The organism is Pseudaeromonas paramecii (assembly GCF_039540575.1).
Taxonomy (GTDB): domain Bacteria; phylum Pseudomonadota; class Gammaproteobacteria; order Enterobacterales; family Aeromonadaceae; genus Pseudaeromonas; species Pseudaeromonas paramecii.
On record NZ_BAABFC010000030.1, the window covers coordinates 1 to 15655 of the forward strand.

A 15655-nucleotide genomic window follows, 5' to 3' on the forward strand; every position below is an offset into this window, starting at 1 on the left:
TAATGCCGCACCATTCCCTGGCTGCGGACATGGGCTTATGCAACTGGAGCGGCATTAGGATCAGCTATTTAGCGTAGAAGCGGAGTCTGGCATAGACCAGGCCAACAACTCGCGAATAATCACCTTGTTAGGGAACGGACATGGCAAACAGACTGGCGCTTGGCGTGAAGCCTGGAGCCTGGATCTGGCCAGTCTCTTGCAGGCAGGCATGGCATTGAATTTGCTGTCGCATGATCTCTTGTTTCTTTTCCTACATGAGGTTTAGCCATGCGGTCTCAACGTCGTCTTCTTTCGTTTGGCTGTGGTACGGCGATCGGTACCTTGGGGGGGCTGATTGGCCTGGGTGGCGCCGAGTTTCGCTTGCCGTTGTTGATTGGCCTATTTGGTTTCGGGGCGCTGGAGGCCGTCATTCTCAACAAGGCGATGAGCCTGGTGGTGGTGGCGGCGGCCTTTCCCTTCCGGGCAGGTAGCGTGCCGTTTTCGGAGGTCTTTGCTCGTTGGGACATCATAGTGACCCTGCTGTCCGGCAGTCTGGCGGGCGCCTGGTTTGGTGCGGGGTGGGCTATCCGGCTCAAGTCAAAGACGCTGTATCGCATCATCGCCGGGCTGCTCATCGCCATCGCCGCCCTGCTGTTGTTCGGGCATGAAGTGGATAGCCAGTTCATGTCTCTGGGCCGCGTCGCCTTGGCGATCACCGGAGCACTGGCCGGGGTGGTCATCGGCGTTGTCGCCTCGCTGATGGGGGTGGCTGGCGGAGAGCTGCTGATCCCCACCATAGTCCTGTTGTTTGGTGCTGACATCAAGCTGGCCGGCAGTTTGTCACTGGCCGTCAGTCTGCCGACCATGCTCACGGGCTTCAGCCGCTACAGCCGGGATCAAAGCTTTTCCGTGATCAGGCTGCAAGGCAAGTTCATCGGCATCATGGCCATCGGCTCCCTGCTTGGCGCCTTCATCGGTGGCCGCCTGCTTGGCATGATCCCGACGCATTACTTGCTGCCCCTGTTGGCCGGTATTCTGGTGCTTTCATCGATTAAGGTCTGGCGTCACGCCTAGGCGTGGTGATTAGCCGTGCGCCTTGGCCCACACCGCCAGCGCGTTGCCGCCGGGCTCCTGAAAATGGAAGCGGCATCCGCCGGGAAAGTCGAACAGCGGGCGGGTGATCAAGCCGCCGTGTTGCTGCACCTTGGCCAGGGTGGCCTGGATGTCATCGCTGTAGAACACCAGCAGGGGGCCGCCGACCGGCTGGGCGTCGCTGCGGCAGAGGCCGCCGTCGAGCCCCTGATCGGCAAAGGCGCTGTAGTCAGGACCGTAGTCGGTGAAGGTCCAGCCGAACACGGCGGCGAAGAAAGCCTTGCTGGCGGCCAGATCCTGGCTGGCAAATTCGACGTAATCGAGTTTTTCATGGCGTGGCATGGGGGCTCCTTATCGTTGCTCGGTCAGGGCCAGCTTGAGGCCCAGTGCCGCAAAGCTGGCGGCGCAGAGTCGCTGCACCAGGGTAGTCAGGTGTTGGGAGTGCAGCACCTGTTGCCGGACCTGGGTGGCCAGCAGGCCGTAGAGAAGGAAGATCACCCAGGTCATGGCCATGAAGACGCCGCCCAGCACCAGCATGTTGGCGGTGGGGTGGGCCGCTGCCGGGGGCAGGAACTGGGGCAAGAAGGCCAGGAAGAAGAGGGTCAGCTTGGGGTTGAGGATGTTGAGCAGGAAGCCCTTGAGCAGGATCGCCAGCCCCGCCTGGGGGCTTGATGGCGACGGCAGGGCCAGCGGGCCGCCGGCGCGCAGCATCGACCAGGCGAGGAACAGCAGGTAGGCCACCCCGAGGCACTTGACCGCCTGGAACAGCAGGGCGCTGGTGTGGAACAGGATGGCTAGCCCCGTGATGCTGGCCAGCAGCGAGGGCAGTATGCCCAGGGTGCAGCCGCAGGCGGCATACAGGCTGGCCCGTCGCCCCTGGAACAGGGCGGTGGTGACGGTGAATAGCACCCCTGTGCCCGGCATCAGGACCACCACCAGACAGGTCAACAGGAATTCGAGGCTGATCATTGGCTGCTCCTTGTGGGAGGGGCGCCGACTCACGCCTGGGGGGCCGTGATGCTCGGCGAGGGCAATCTTAGGGCAAAGGCCAGCGACTCAAAGGCAGAGGCGTCTGTCGCCGTGTGAGGTATCACTTGACGCCTTGTTAATCGATTTGTCAACGGGCGGCCAGCAGCCGGTCCAGGGCGTTGGCGAAGGCCTGGCGATCCGCCTGGCTGAGGGTGGCGGGGCCGCCGGTCTGGATGCCGCTGGATCTCAGGGTGTCCATGAAGTCCCGCATGGTGAGTTTCTGGCGTATGGTGTCCGGCGTGTAGAGCTCGCCGCGGGGGTTGAGGGCCCGGGCGCCTTTTTCGATCACCTCGGCGGCCAGGGGCAGGTCGGCGGTGATCACCAGATCCCCGGGCTCGGCCCGCCGCACTATCTCGTTGTCCGCCACATCAAAGCCCGCCGGCACCACCAGGCTGCGGATATGGGGCGCCGGCGGCACCTTGAGCGGCTGGTTGGCCACCAGGGTCAGGCTGATGCCGGTACGCTCGGCGGCACGAAACAGTATCTCCTTGATCACCTTGGGACAGGCGTCGGCATCCACCCAGATTTGCATCGTCTTCTTCCTCGTTGGCCGGCGGTCGGGCCGGGCAGTGGCGACACCCTAGCAGGGGTGGCGGCGCTAAGATAGCCCCAGCGCACGGCACCGGCCTCTGGCTATGGTCTCGGCTGGCCGCTCGGAGTAAGGTAGCGTCGTCCAGGGAGTGGAGAGGGTGTTATGCCAGTGCTGTTGTGTGTCCCGGTCGCAGGATGCGGCCTGTCTCGTTCGGTCTTAGGTGACCGGCCATGAAACTGATCAATCAGATCGCCGCCTTTCTGGCCCTGTGTGTCATCGCCACCGTCATGGTGGTGATGACCTCCATGGCCCTGAGCTTTCATTACCTGGCCGAGGGCTTCCTGGAGCGGGAGCTGCAGGCGGTGGTGCGCATCATCGAAGAGGACGGCCTGTCCCGGCGCCAGCTGCCGTCGCTGACGGTCTGGCTGCCGCCCATCCTCAAGGCCAACCGGGTCAAGCAGGTGGAGATCGCCTTCCGCGGCGAGCCCCTGTTCAGCTTCCATGACAACGAGCAGCCGGATCCCGGCGATCCCGCCCAGAAACTGCTGGTGAAGCGGTTGCATGGCGAGCGCTATCCGGCGCTGCAGGTCTCCTTCTATGTGCTGCCGCCTCTGTCGGATCTGGAGTACTTGCAGGGGCCGCTGTTTGGCATCACCGCCGGCATTGCCCTGGTGAGCCTGGGGGTCTGGCTGGCCACCGCCTGGCTCAGGCGTCAGTTGCGGGGCGCCGTGCTGCTGGCGGAACGCAGTGAGCTGATCCTCAACGATCAGCTGGGGCGCCTCAAGCACGACCCGGCCAACGAATGGCCCGAGGCGGCCAGCCAGGCGCTGGATCGGCTGCTGGGCGAGCTCAAGGAGGCGCGCAAGGAGCGGGGCCGCTTCGACATGTTCATCCGCCGCAAGGTGTTTATCGACAAGCAGCTGGGCATCGGCAACCGGCTGTTTTTCAGCAACCGGCTGGAGGCGGCCATGGCGGATCCCGCCTCCGGGGTGGGGGGCGTGCTCTTGTTCGAGCTGGCGGCCCTGGGGCAGATCAACCGTCAGCACGGGGATGCCGAAGGGGATCTGGTGCTGCAACACTGTGTCCGCTATCTGCAGGCCTTCGTCGGCAAGCAGCCGGGGGCCCTGCTGGCTCGTCACGATGGCGGTCGCTTTGCCCTGCTGCTGATCAACGCCGCCGAGGCCGAGGTGGAGCTGCTGGCCCGCCAGCTGCTCAAGAGCCTGCTGCGCCTGCCGCTGCCCGCCGACGTGGATCCCGAGCAGTGCCTGTTTATCGGCGGCGTCTGCTATCAGCCCGGCGAGTCGGCCCAGCGGCTGCTGGAGCAGGCCGAACAGGCGCTGCGCAGCGCCCGGCTCGAAGGGGGCAGCGGTGTCTTCCTCTACGAGAAGCCCTTGCAGGTGGAGGCCCTGGCGACCGGCTCGGTGCGTTGGCGCAGCCGGCTGGAGCGTCAGTTGCAGCAGGGGCAGTTGCCCTTCGCCGTGCAGCCGGTGCTGGCGGAGCCAAACGGCCGGGCGGAGCAGGGGGAGATGCTGGTGCGGCTGGAGGATGAACAGGGGGAACCCCTGCCCGCCAGCGGCGTCATGGCCATGGTGGACAAGGTGGGGCTGCAGCTGGCCTTCGATCGCCTGATGCTGCAGCAGGCGCTGGAACGCCTGGCCGACACCCCCATGCCCCTGAGCGTCAACCTGCATGTCGAGAGCCTGCTGGATCGGGCCTTCACCCGTGCCTTGGTGATGGCCCTGGTGCGGCTGGGGCGCGATACGGCCAGTCACCTCATCATAGAGATCAATGAGTCCCTCATCGGTCGCCATCAGGCTGCCTTGCGTCGGCCATTGCGCTCCTTGCGCCTGCTGGGCTGCCGTCTGACGGTGGATCAGGCGGGGCGGGAGGTGCAGAGCACCGATTATGTCAGGGATTTTTCACTGGATTTTCTGAAGTTGCACCCCAGTCTGGTACGGGAAATTCATAACCGCCCCTTGAACCAGATGGCGGTGCACTCCCTGGTGGGCGGCTGCGACAACGACCATACCCGGGTGATCGCCGTGGGGGTGGAAACCGAGGCGGAGTGGCGCTGCCTGCGGGGTCTGGGGGTGTCGCTGGGACAGGGATTCTGGCTGGCCACACCCGCCGAACCGCTGGCTAAACCGCCAAAACGGCGAAAACGGGAGCTGGTCGGCAAATGACTTCAGCCGGTCGGCCCCGGCCTAGAGCCTGGATCGGCACCATGATACACTCCAGAGGTTTGATTTTTCAGGATGTTGCAGCTAAGGGGCAGCAGGCATGATGGGGATCCGCAATTGGCTGGCAGGGCGCCGGCAACCCAATCGTCCGACGGTGGCCGTAGGCCTGTCGGCGGATCGGGTGCGCCTCTACCAGCCCGGCAAGCCGGGGCACTTTGTGGAGGCTGCGGTCGCTCACGCCGGTGAGTGGGGCTCGGCCCTGGCCGGTCTGTTGCAGCCGTTGCAGCTGCAGGGGGCCAGGGTGCAGGTGGTGCTCTCGCCGGGTCTGTACCAGGTGCTGCAGGTGGAGAAGCCCAATGTGCCGGATGAGGAGCTGCCGGGGGCCCTGCCCTGGGCGGTGAAGGACTTCGTCAGCGAACCCGTGCTGCAACTGGCCATGGATTATTTCGAGCTGCGCAGCAACCCGGTGGCCGCCCCGCGGCTGGCGGTGGTGGTCACCCCCAAGAGCCGGGTGGCCCAGATTGCCGAGGCGGTCAACGCCCAGGCGCAACTGGAGTCCATCGTCACCGAGGAGCTGGCCCTGGCAGATCTGCTGGGCCGCAGCGACGGGGTGCAGCTGTTGCTGTTCCAGCCGGCCCGCCAGGAGCCGCAACTGTTGGTGGTGCACAAGGGACAGCTCTGTTTCACCCGTCAGCTGCGCGGCTTTGCCCGCCTCACCGAGGGGACGACCGACGCCGAGCTGCTGGACAGCCTGGCGCTGGAGCTGCAGCGCTCGCTGGATTACCTCATCAGCCAGCTCAAGCTGCCGGAGGCGGCCCAGCTGTGGGTGGCCTGTGAGGGCGGGGATCTGGGGGCGCTGGTGCGTCACCTGGGCCAACAGTTCGCCATGAATGTGCAGGCCCTGGCCAACCCGGCGGTGGCTGCCGGTCTGCCCTACCTGGCCCTGTACGGCGTCTTGCAGGGGGAGTCGGCATGAAACTGAGGGTCAACCTCTACACGGACGAATTTCGCCCCAAGCGCCAGTGGCTGAGCCTGCCGCAGATGATGCTGGGCTGGTTGGGACTGCTGGCCCTGTTGTTGGCCTGGTGGGGCCTGAGCCATTGGCAGCTTAGCCAGCAGCAGCAGGCCAACCGCCAGCTGCAGCAGCAACTGATGCAGCTCAAGCAGCAAAGCGATGGGCTGGATGCCCAGATCAAGGCCCGCCAGCAGGACGCAGGACTCACGGCCGAGCTGGCCAACCGACGCGCCCTGCTGGCCGGCAAGCAACAGCTGGTGAGCCGGCTCAACGGCCAGGCCCGCCTGAAGAGCCAGGGCATGGCCGGCCTGCTGGCGGATCTGGCCCGGGTGGGAAGTCCGGACATTGCGGTGCAACGCATTCGGCTGGATGAGGGACGCCTGAGTCTTGCAGGCGAGAGCCGCAGCAGCGAGGCGGTGCCCGCCTGGCTGGACAGGTTCAAACAGACCCAGAGCCTGGCGGGCCAGGGCTTTGCCGATCTGCAGATGCAGCGGGACGACGCAGGTCGCCTGCACTTCGAACTCAATGCCCGCACGGGAGGCAAGAGCAAATGAAGGCCCTCTGGCAACGCGCCTGCGAGCGCACCGGCTTGATGACGACCCGGGAGCGGGGCATGGTGGCCCTGGCGGGCGCCTTGCTGATCCTGATGCCGCTGTACGTCTTTGTGCTGGAGCCCCAGGCCAAGGCCCTGACCGCCAGCCGCACCCAGGCGGTGAACCTGGCGCAGTCCCTGAGCCTGGCGAAGACCGAGCTGGAGACCCGGCAGGTGCTGCTGCAGCGGGATCCCAATCAGCCCATCCGCCAGGCCATGCAGGAGGTGGATGCCGCCCTGGGGCAGGTGGATGAACAGCTCAGGGCGCAGACGGTGGATCTCATCTCCGCCCGCCAGATGCCGGATGTGTTGCGTCGTCTGCTGGCCCAGTCGGGCAAATTGCGTCTGCTGTCACTGACCTCCCTGGCCCCCACCCCTATCTTGCAGGAGGAGGGGCCGGTGAACTTCTACCAGCATGGCCTGCGCCTGCGCTTTGCCGGCGGCTTTGCCGACACCTACCGCTATCTGCGGGCCCTGGAGCAGTTGCCGGAGCACTTCTACTGGCGGCGACTGGCGTACCAGGTGAGCCAGTATCCCCTGGCCGAGGTGGAGCTGGAACTCTACACCCTGAGCGACAACAAGGAGTTTATCGGTGGCTAGTGTGACCCGTATGCTGCTGGGCTGGCTGTTGGGGGCCCTGTGTCTGACCCAGGCGGCGGAGACCCTCACCGACCCCACACGCCCGCTGCAGGGCGCGACCGAGCAGACGGCGGTGGCCAAGGCCGGCCTGCCCCGGTTACAGGCCATCATCTTGGGGCAGGGCACTCACCACGCCATCCTCAACGGTCAGAGTTACCACGCCGGTCAGCAGGTGGCCGGCTACAAGATTGAGTCCATTGGCGCTGACGCCGTGGTGTTACGCCGGGGCCAAGAGCGTCACCGGCTGGTGCTGTTTTCTCGCAAGGTCAGGTATTGAACCCTATGACAAAGACGTCCTGGACCACATTGCTGCTTGCCCTGGGCTTGGCCGGCTGTAGCCATTATCGGCATCCGGTGCCCACCGAGGCCAAGCAGACCCTCAAGGAAGCCCAGCAGGCGGCAGTGGCGCCGCTGCAGGTGCCCGAGGCGGTGAATGCCGAACTGCTGCCCTCTAATCCCATGTTGCCGGTGGCCCGGCCCCAGGTGGCGGAGCAACGCTTCCGGGTGGCGGCCAAGGAGGTGGAGGCCCGCGAGTTTTTCGGTTCCCTGATGCAGGACAGCCGCTACAGTGTGGCGGTGCATCCGGGCGTCAGCGGGCGCATCACCCTGGATCTGCGGGACGTGACCCTGCCGGAGGTGCTGGATACCGTCTCCAGCCTCTATGGCTACGACATCCAGCGCAAGGGCGCCGTCTATCACGTCTATCCTGCCGGCCTGCGTACCGAGACCCTGCCCATCAATTACCTGATGATGACCCGTCAGGGCCTCTCCCGGACCACCATCAACTCAGGCCGGGTGTCGGATCAGGGCAGCAGCAACAGCCTCAACAGCAGCGACTCCAGCAGCTCCAACAATAACAGTAACAACAACGGCGGCAGCAACAGCTCCGCCAACGGCACCAGCATAGAGACGGACACCAAGACCGACTTCTGGACCGAGCTGCAGACCACGCTGCAGCAGCTGGTGGGCAGCGGCGAGGGTCGCATGGTGCAGGTCAATCCCCAGGCGGGCCTCGTCACCCTGCGGGCCATGCCGGCGGACATCCGGGCGGTGAAGGCCTTCCTCAGTCAGTCCGAACAGCACCTCAAGCGTCAGGTGATCCTGGAGGCCAAGATACTGGAGGTGACTCTCAACGAGGGCTATGAGCAAGGGGTGCAGTGGAACAACTTCTCCATCAGCGCCGGTGCCACGGCCCTGACCGGCGGCTCCCTGGTGGCCATTCCCGCCACCACCAACACCATAGGCAATGCCATCGGCGGCGGCGCCAGCTTCCTGCTGAGCGACGGCAACTTCAGCACCATGATCAACCTGCTGAAGACCCAGGGCGACGTCAGTACCCTGTCCAGTCCACGGGTGACGGCCCTCAACAACCAGAAGGCGGTGATCAAGGTGGGCAGCGACGAGTACTTCGTCACCAATGTCTCCACCACCACGGTCACCGGCACCTCCACCACCACCAGCCCGGACGTGGAGCTGACCCCCTTCTTCTCCGGCATCGCCCTGGATGTGACGCCGCAGATCGATGACGACGGCAAGGTGCTGCTGCACGTGCACCCCTCGGTCATCGATGTCACCGAACAGCAGAAGACCATCGACCTGGGCGGCGATTCGCCCCTGACCCTGCCGCTGGCCTACAGCGACATCCGTGAGTCCGATACCGTGGTGGAGGCCAAGTCCGGCGACATCATCGTCATCGGCGGCCTGATGCGCACCAACAAGCAGCAGCAGGTGAGCAAGGTGCCCCTGCTGGGGGACATCCCCTGGGTAGGGGAGGCGTTCACCAATCGCAAGGACGTCAATGCCAAGACCGAGCTGGTGATCATGCTGAAGCCCCAGGTGGTGGAGACCAACACCTGGCAGCAGGAGCTGCAACGCTCCGCCGAGCTGCTGGACAAGTGGTATCCGGAGGCGCAGTAACAGGTGTACCAGACCCATTTCGGCTTGAGTGAGGCCCCCTTCGGCCTGACTCCCAACACCGGCTTCTACTACGGCCTGCCGCCTCACGAGGAGGCGTTGCAGGTGTTGCGGGTGGCCCTGGGCCAGGGGGAGGGCTTCATCAAGGTCACCGGTGAGGTGGGCACCGGCAAGACGCTGCTGCTGCGCAAGCTGATGGGCGAGCTGGCGGAGGCTTGTCAGCTCATCTACCTGCCCAACCCGGCCCTGACCCCCGAAGAGCTGCGCCAGGCATTGGCCTGTGAGCTGGGGCTGCCGGTGGACGGCGGCAGCCTGGCGCTGACCGATGCCATCCATCGTCGGCTGGTGGCCCTGCGCCAGGCGGACAAGCCGGTGGTGGTGCTGCTGGACGAGGCCCAGGCCCTGCCGGATGAGACCCTCGAGGCCCTGCGGCTGTTCGGCAACCTGGAGACCGAGTCCAGCAAGCTGCTGCAGGTGGTGCTGTTCGGCCAGCCGGAGCTGGATCAGCGGCTGGCCCGGCCCCAGTTGCGGCAGCTGCGCCAGCGCATCACCTTCTCCTACCGCCTGCGTCCTCTGCTGCGGCAGGAGGCACGGGCCTACCTGGAATACCGGCTGCGGGTGTCGGGCTACCGCGGTAGCCCCCTGTTTGGCCAACGCAGCGCCCGCCTGTTGTGGCGGGCCAGCCGCGGCATCCCCCGCCTGCTGAATATCCTGGCCCACAAGAGCCTGATGCTGGCCTATGGCCAGGGGCAGGCCAGGGTGACCGGGCGTCATGTGCTGCAGGCGGCCCGGGATACCGAGGCCGCCAGGGAACCCGGCCGCGCCCTGGGCTGGGCCCTGATCCTGTTGTTGTCCCTCGGGGCGGTGGCCCTGTGGTGGTGGAGGTGGCAGGCATGAGCGTGATCAATCAGATGCTGCGGGATCTCGAGTCCCGCCAGGCCGCCAGCGGCCAGGAGAATATCTACCGGCCCCAGCCTGGCACCGGCCGCGGCCCCTGGTGGCTGGCCGGCATCGCCCTGACCCTGTTGCTGGCGGGTGCCTTGGCCTGGCGGCTCGGTTACCTGGGCCTGCCGGTGCAAGCCAGTCCGGCAATGGCAGCCGTATCCCAGCCGGTGGCGCCTGCCGCCGTCGCGCCTGCGACCGACTCGCCGGTGACCGCCGCCCAGCGCTCGCCGGTGGCGGCCTCGGCACCGGACGTATTCCCGGCTGACCCGGCACCGCCACTGGAAACGACGGCGGCCCCTGCCGAGTCGGTGGCCTCGGTGCCGGCTCATGCCAGTCTGCCGGCGCCCGTGCCGGAAGACGAGCCCCTGTTTGTGGACGCCGACACCCTGCAGCAGCCGGTGAGTGACCCCGATGACCGGGTGGCTGCGGCCAAGCCGGAACCCTTGCAGGCGGCGGATGTCTATCCGGATGACGACGCCTATGCCGATGGGGCGGATCACGATCCGGAGGACTATGCCTATCAGGCACCGGCCCCCCAGTCCAGCCTCAAGATAGAGCCGGTGCAGCTGAGCCCGGCCCAGCAGGCGGCTCTGGACAAACGCCAGGCCCGCCAGGCCATGGCCGGTGGCGATCTGGCCAAGGCCCGGGAGGCCCTGGATCGGGTGGTCCGGGCCACGCCGCAGGATCATGAGAGTCGGGAACAACTGGCCGGCCTGCTGTATGGCGAAGGGCGACTCTCCGAGGCGCGGCAACTGCTGGAGCAGGGCATGGCCCTGGCGCCCAACTATGCCAACTTCCGCCTGCTGCTGGCCCGATTGGCCCAGGCCATGGGGGACAAGCCCGGTGCCCTGGCCTACCTGCAGGGCTTGACGCCGCCGGTGGCGGCCAACCTGGATTATTACGCCACCCGGGCGGCCCTGGCCCAGGAGCTGGGCAGCCTGGCGGAGGCGGTGCTCAGTTACCAACACCTGACCCAGGCCCAGCCGGCCAACGGCCGCTGGTGGATGGGGCTGGGGATCAGTCTGGACAAGCAGGGCCAGCTGCCCCAGGCGGAGGCGGCCTATCGTCAGGCCCTGGCCCGCGGGCAACTGGGGGAGGCCGCACGTCAGTTCGTGGGGCAGCGTTTGACTCAATTGGAGCAGTAAGATGGCACAACCTCGCCTGCGCATGCGCCTGGGGGATCTGCTGGTGGCCGAAGGCATCATCAGCGAGGATCAGCTGCTGCTGGCCCTGGGGCAACAGCGGCAATCCGGTCGCAAGCTGGGGGCCACGCTGGTGGATCTGGGCTTCATCGGCGAGGAGCAGCTGCTCAAGTTCCTGGCCCAGCAGCTGAATGTGCCCTTCTTCGATCTCTCCAAGCTCAGCATCTCGCCCCAGGCGGTGCAGCTGATCCCCGAGGTGCACGCCCGGCGCTACCGCGCCCTGGCGGTGAACCAGCAGGGGGATGAGGTGACCGTGGTCATGTCGGATCCGGCGGATCTGGCGGCCCTGGATGCCATCGCCGGTCTGATCTCGCCCCGGCAGCTCAAGCTGGCGGTGGCCCGGGAGGCCCAGCTGCTGGATTACTTCGACCAGCTCTATCGCCGCACCAAGGAGATAGAGAGCTTCGCCGAGCAGCTGCAGGAGGAGTACCGGGAGACCAGCTTCGACCTGGGGCTGGCCGAGGCCGGCGCCAGCGACAGCGAAGCCACGGTGGTCAAGCTGCTGCGCTCCCTGTTCGAGGATGCGGTGCAGGTGCGGGCCTCGGACATCCATATCGAGCCGGACGAGAAGGTGCTGCGCATCCGCCAGCGCATCGACGGCGTGCTGCACGAGAATGTGCTCAACGAGGTGCGCATCGCCCCGGCCCTGGTGCTGCGGCTGAAACTGGTGGCGGGGCTGGATATCGCCGAGAAGCGACTGCCTCAGGATGGCCGCTTCAACATGAAGGTACGGGGTCACGAGATCGATGTGCGGATCTCCACCATGCCGGTGCAACACGGTGAGTCGGTGGTGATGCGCCTGCTGGATCAGTCCGCCGGCCTGTTGCGGCTGGAAGACACCGGCATGCCCGACGACCTGCTGGCGCGGTTTCGCCGCCAGCTGCATCGCCCTCACGGCATGATAGTGGTGACGGGGCCGACGGGCAGCGGCAAGACCACCTCCTTGTATGCCGCCCTGTCGGAGCTCAACAGCCCAGGGGTCAAGATCATCACGGTGGAAGACCCGGTGGAGTACCGCCTGCCGCGCATCAGCCAGGTGCAGGTCAACCCCAAGATAGATCTCACCTTCTCCAGCGTGTTGCGGTCCACCCTGCGCCAGGACCCCGACATACTGCTGGTGGGGGAGATGCGGGATCAGGAGACCGCCGAGATCGGCCTGCGCGGCGCCATCACGGGCCACTTGGTGCTCACCACACTGCACACCAACGACGCCATCACCAGCGCCCTGCGGCTGATGGACATGGGGGCGCCGGGCTACATGGTGGCCAGCGCCCTGCGGGCCATCGTGGCCCAGCGGCTGGTGCGGCGGGTGTGCCGGGACTGTGCCCAGCCCCACGACCCCGAGCCGGGGGACTGGATCTGGCTGGATAGCCTGTTCGGCTCCAGCGCCCGCCAGCATACGTTCGTGAAGGGGCGCGGTTGCCAAAGCTGTAACTTCACCGGCTATCAGGGGCGGATCGGCGTCTACGAGCTGCTGGAGCTGGATCAGTCCATGATGGATGCCCTGCGCCGCGGCGACCCGGAAGCCTTTGCCCGCAGCGCCCGGGAGCACCCGGATTATCAGCCCCTGGTGCAGGTGGCCTTCGACTATGCCGGCAAGGGCATCACCTCGGTGGATGAGGTGTTGCGCCTGGCGGAGGTGGTGTAAGCGGTGGCGGTGTTTGACTATCAGGGCCGCACCCGGGAGGGGCAGGCGGTGAGCGGTCAGCTGGAGGCGGCCAACGAGCAGGCGGCCGCCGAGCAGCTGCTGCGCCGGGGCATACTGCCCACCGCCCTCAAGGCCGGTCGCAGCCGGGGCCAGGCCATCGACTGGCAACAGCTGTGGGAGTCGAAGATCGACCTGCCGGAGCTCGTGATGTTCACCCGCCAGATGTACGCCCTGACCAAGGCCGGCATTCCCATCATGCGGGCCATCCACGGCCTGGCGGAATCGGCCCACGGCAAGGCGCTGCGCCGTGCCCTGGTAGCCTTGGAGGAGGAGCTGGGCAACGGCCGGCCGCTCTCCCAGGCCATGCAGGCCCACCCCAAGGTGTTCAACAGCCTGTTTGTCGCCCTGATCCACGTGGGGGAGAACACAGGGCAGCTGGAGGAGTCCTTCCTGCAACTGGCCAACTACTTCGAGCTGGAGCTGGAGACCCGCAAGCGCATCAAGGCGGCCATCCGCTATCCCAGCTTCGTGCTGCTGGCCATCGCCGTGGCCATGGTGATCCTCAATATCTTCGTCATCCCCACCTTTGCCGGCATCTTCGCCAAGTTTGGCGCCCAGCTGCCCTGGGCCACCCGGGTGCTGCTGGCCACCTCCCACTTCTTCGTCCACTACTGGTGGCTGATGGGGTTGGGGGTGATCGCCCTGGTGGTGGCCTGGCTGCGCTGGATCGGCAGCCCCAAGGGGGCGCTGCGCTGGCATGGCTATCAGCTGAAGCTGCCCATCGTCGGCAGCATCATAGAGCGCTCCTTGCTGGCCCGGTTTTGCCGCAGTTTTGCCATGATGCTGCGGGCCGGCGTGCCGCTCAACAGCGCATTGGGCATGGTGGCCGAGGCGGTGGACAACCACTTCGTGGCCGGCAAGGTGCGGGAGATGAAAACCGGGGTGGAGCGGGGCGAGAGCCTGCTGCGTAACGCCGGCCACAGCGGCCTGTTTACCCCGCTGGTGATGCAGATGTTCGCCGTGGGGGAGGAGACGGGGCAGGTGGATGTGCTGCTGCAGGAGGCGGCGGAGTATTACGAGCGGGAGGTGGATTATGATCTCAAGAGCCTCACCGCCCGTATCGAGCCCATCCTGCTGGTGATCGTCGCCGGCATGGTGCTGGTCCTGGCCCTGGGCATCTTCACCCCCATGTGGGACATGATGCGGGCCATCAAGGGGGGCTGATGAGTCGTCAGACCGATGCCGACGCCCGGCTGCTGAGTGTCTTCCACCTGTTGATGGTGGGGATCTTGATACTGCTGTTTGTCTTCGTGTTGCTGGGGTCCGTATCGGAGCACAGGGGCGAGGTGCAGCAGGCGGCCCTCAAGGTGCGGGCGCAACAGTGGATGGAGCGGGTGGCCTGGTGGCGCCAGCGCTGGCTGGAGGCCGGACGACCGGCTCGCCTGCAACAGGGCGGGGAGACCTGGCTGCTGAGCCCGGGGGGCTGGCTGCTGGGGCATGAGGTGAATGAGCCGGGTGAGGCCGCCTGTGCCTCCCTGTGGACCGCGCTGCTGGCGGAGCCCCTGCAGGTGGGGCGGGAGCCGGTCAAGGTGGAATGGACCCCCTGGAGCCAGCGTTGTCATTACCGCCTGGCCAACTGGCAGCTGAGCTATGACACCCAGGGCGGAGCGGCCCTGGTGTTGGCGGCGGGTGTGGAATAAACAGAACTAATCAATCTGGGAGAAGGTGCTATGTACAAGTCTCGGGGCTTTTCGCTTATCGAGCTGACCATCGTCATAGTGGTGCTGGGGATCTTGGCCGTCACCGCCTTGCCACGGTTTCTCGACGTGACCGAGGAGGCGCAAAATGCCAGCGTGCAGGGCATGAGCGGCGGTTTCTCCTCCGGCGTCATGATGGCCCGCGCCCAGTGGGAGGCCCAGGGCCGCGGCACGGTCGATAGCATGAACAGTGTTCTGTACGACGGGACCCGCCTGTACCTCACCACCCCGACCCAGGCCGAGCTGGAGGCCGGCACCCTGTCGCCCGGCTATCCGGTAGATACCGCCGAGAGTGGCAGCCCCTCCAGCAATCCCGGTGAGCTGACTGCCCAGCGCTGCTTGAATCTGTGGAACGGTTTATTGCAAAATCCCCCGGCGGCCACCGCAAATTTTAGTAATGTCACATCTAGCAGCGAAGACATTCAGTATTATGTTTCCGCACAGACAGACGGTAACGACTCCTACTGCCGTTATTATCTGGTGATGAGCCTGGGCAAGGATCAAGCAGGCAGTTACGTGGATCCCAATAATCGGACCGATGCCTACAAGAGTTTCAGTTACCGCCCGGCCAGCGGTCAGGTGGCTACCCATATCAACTAAGTCGCAAGCACAGACACAAGGTAAATACGTTATGAAAAGAAGTGCAGGTTTCACCCTGATCGAGCTGGTTATCGTCATCATCATTCTGGGGATCCTGGCGGTCACCGCCGCGCCCAAGTTTATCAATCTGCAGAGCGATGCCCGTGAGTCCACCCTGAGTGGTTTGAAGGCTGCCATGGAGAGCGCCTCTTCCCTGGTCTACTCCAAGGCCGTGATCAACGGTGTGGAAAACGCTTCTAACTCCAGCGTGACTATCAATAATGCCTCTGTGGCAACTGTGTATGGCTACCCGGCTGCCACCAGTGCTGCGCTGACGGCCGTATTGGATCTGAGCAGTAATGATTGGGCTTGGGGCGAGGTTGCCAGTGGTGGTGTGTATGCCTACCCTGACGGGGTCTCAGGTTCCGAATCCACCTGTAGCGTGACCTATGCCGCACCTGATGCATCTGGCGCTCGTCCAACCATCACGGTACAAACTGGCTGCTGATAGCCAACCAGAACAGTTGGATTGGCACGGGGTGCGGGCGGTGA

General features: G+C 65.6%; 17 protein-coding genes. 14 read left to right on the top strand and 3 right to left on the bottom strand.

What is annotated here, in order from left to right; translation table 11 throughout:
* Window positions 1-267 precede the first annotated feature (267 nt).
* Window positions 268-1053 carry a sulfite exporter TauE/SafE family protein gene (locus ABD847_RS16645; protein ID WP_345015073.1) on the top strand — a complete coding sequence of 262 codons (786 nt, stop codon included), beginning with the start codon at window positions 268-270 and terminating at the stop codon, window positions 1051-1053.
* A gap of 9 nt (window positions 1054-1062) precedes the next feature.
* Here ABD847_RS16645 and ABD847_RS16650 read toward each other — a convergent pair whose 3' ends face one another.
* The 3 genes from ABD847_RS16650 to ABD847_RS16660 form a co-directional block, all read right to left on the bottom strand.
* On the bottom strand, window positions 1063-1413 hold the full coding sequence (locus tag ABD847_RS16650) for a VOC family protein (RefSeq protein WP_345015075.1): 351 nt from the start codon (window positions 1411-1413) through the stop codon (window positions 1063-1065).
* Between the two features lie 9 nt (window positions 1414-1422).
* A complete protein-coding gene (locus ABD847_RS16655; RefSeq protein WP_345015077.1) occupies window positions 1423-2040 on the bottom strand; it encodes a LysE family translocator in 618 nt (205 codons plus the stop codon).
* A gap of 148 nt (window positions 2041-2188) precedes the next feature.
* Complete coding sequence (locus tag ABD847_RS16660) at window positions 2189-2632, bottom strand: YaiI/YqxD family protein (protein ID WP_345015079.1); 444 nt, start codon at window positions 2630-2632, stop codon at window positions 2189-2191.
* 230 nt (window positions 2633-2862) lie between these two features.
* Here ABD847_RS16660 and ABD847_RS16665 point away from each other — a divergent pair, with 230 nt between their 5' ends.
* From ABD847_RS16665 to ABD847_RS16725, 13 genes are all read left to right on the top strand, one after another.
* Window positions 2863-4815 carry an EAL domain-containing protein gene (locus ABD847_RS16665; RefSeq protein WP_345015081.1) on the top strand — a complete coding sequence of 651 codons (1953 nt, stop codon included), beginning with the start codon at window positions 2863-2865 and terminating at the stop codon, window positions 4813-4815.
* Between the two features lie 100 nt (window positions 4816-4915).
* The gene (locus ABD847_RS16670) at window positions 4916-5788 is read left to right on the top strand and encodes an MSHA biogenesis protein MshI (RefSeq protein ID WP_345015083.1); all 873 of its coding nucleotides are present in this window, start codon (window positions 4916-4918) and stop codon (window positions 5786-5788) included.
* Window positions 5785-6381: a PilN domain-containing protein gene (locus ABD847_RS16675; protein ID WP_345015085.1), complete on the top strand. Its 597-nt coding sequence runs from the start codon at window positions 5785-5787 to the stop codon at window positions 6379-6381. Before ABD847_RS16670 ends, ABD847_RS16675 begins: the two co-directional genes overlap by 4 nt.
* Complete coding sequence (locus ABD847_RS16680; protein ID WP_345015087.1) at window positions 6378-7019, top strand: MSHA biogenesis protein MshJ; 642 nt, start codon at window positions 6378-6380, stop codon at window positions 7017-7019. The genes ABD847_RS16675 and ABD847_RS16680 overlap by 4 nt, the downstream gene beginning before the upstream one ends.
* Window positions 7012-7335 (top strand): MSHA biogenesis protein MshK, encoded by a 324-nt coding sequence (locus ABD847_RS16685; RefSeq protein ID WP_345015089.1) that lies wholly within the window; start codon window positions 7012-7014, stop codon window positions 7333-7335. The genes ABD847_RS16680 and ABD847_RS16685 overlap by 8 nt, the downstream gene beginning before the upstream one ends.
* A gap of 5 nt (window positions 7336-7340) precedes the next feature.
* Window positions 7341-8975, top strand: coding sequence for a pilus (MSHA type) biogenesis protein MshL (gene mshL, locus ABD847_RS16690; protein WP_345015091.1), 1635 nt, complete (start codon window positions 7341-7343; stop codon window positions 8973-8975).
* A gap of 3 nt (window positions 8976-8978) precedes the next feature.
* On the top strand, window positions 8979-9869 hold the full coding sequence (locus tag ABD847_RS16695; protein ID WP_345015093.1) for an ExeA family protein: 891 nt from the start codon (window positions 8979-8981) through the stop codon (window positions 9867-9869).
* On the top strand, window positions 9866-11062 hold the full coding sequence (locus ABD847_RS16700; RefSeq protein WP_345015095.1) for a tetratricopeptide repeat protein: 1197 nt from the start codon (window positions 9866-9868) through the stop codon (window positions 11060-11062). Before ABD847_RS16695 ends, ABD847_RS16700 begins: the two co-directional genes overlap by 4 nt.
* A 1-nt stretch (window position 11063) precedes the next feature.
* On the top strand, window positions 11064-12767 hold the full coding sequence (locus ABD847_RS16705; protein ID WP_345015097.1) for a GspE/PulE family protein: 1704 nt from the start codon (window positions 11064-11066) through the stop codon (window positions 12765-12767).
* A 3-nt stretch (window positions 12768-12770) separates the two neighbouring features.
* Complete coding sequence (locus ABD847_RS16710) at window positions 12771-13991, top strand: type II secretion system F family protein (protein WP_345015099.1); 1221 nt, start codon at window positions 12771-12773, stop codon at window positions 13989-13991.
* Entirely contained in the window at window positions 13991-14467 is a 477-nt protein-coding gene (locus ABD847_RS16715) for a hypothetical protein (protein ID WP_345015101.1), read from the top strand. The genes ABD847_RS16710 and ABD847_RS16715 overlap by 1 nt, the downstream gene beginning before the upstream one ends.
* Before the next feature lie 30 nt (window positions 14468-14497).
* Complete coding sequence (locus ABD847_RS16720) at window positions 14498-15124, top strand: pilus assembly FimT family protein (protein WP_345015103.1); 627 nt, start codon at window positions 14498-14500, stop codon at window positions 15122-15124.
* A 31-nt stretch (window positions 15125-15155) separates the two neighbouring features.
* On the top strand, window positions 15156-15611 hold the full coding sequence (locus ABD847_RS16725) for a prepilin-type N-terminal cleavage/methylation domain-containing protein (RefSeq protein ID WP_345015105.1): 456 nt from the start codon (window positions 15156-15158) through the stop codon (window positions 15609-15611).
* Window positions 15612-15655 lie beyond the last annotated feature (44 nt).